Annotated in this window: 1 protein-coding gene; it reads left to right on the top strand. The window is 37.9% G+C overall.

Annotated features, from left to right (window positions below):
• Window positions 1-75 precede the first annotated feature (75 nt).
• Window positions 76-520: transposase (locus ACOI1C_RS22770; RefSeq protein ID WP_422512903.1), on the top strand; the 445-nt coding region annotated here is incomplete at its 3' end.

Raw genomic sequence — 520 nt, 5'->3', positions numbered from 1 at the left:
AACACAATAAATACAAGTATTGGAAGGATTTCTGTCGAACAAACTTTGGAAAACGCAACGTCTTATGGAGGGATTTTGCCCCTTCTTGACTATATTAAGAAAGTTGGGCTGAGTCATCTATTAGAAGAGCTTCTTTCTGTGAGGAAATCAGGGGGAATTTACCCATTATCACAAGTTTCATTAGCTCTTATTTTAGGTCGCCTACTAGGTAAGGAGAGAATTTCTCACTTAGAAGACATCGAAGATGAAATCATGCTAAAACGGTTCTTTGGATGGCGTAAATTGCCAGATTACACAACCTACTACAACGAACTGAAGCGGTTTCAACAGAAGGAAGATTTGATTGGTTTTAGCGAAACAAATCAAGTGTTAACCCAACGTATTTTAGCCAATCAAGAACGTGTGATTCTTGACTTTGATTCTTCTGTCAACACGGTTTATGGACATCAAAAAGGAGCCGAAGTAGGGTTCAATTCAAGTAATCCAGGCAAGAAAAGTTTTCATCCTCTTTATGTATTTG

Source organism: Bacillus sp. DJP31 (genome assembly GCF_049310945.1).
In the GTDB taxonomy this organism is placed as follows: domain Bacteria; phylum Bacillota; class Bacilli; order Bacillales; family SA4; genus Bacillus_BS.
Note: the sequence above shows the minus strand (reverse complement) of the source record. Positions and strands in the feature narration are given on the sequence as shown.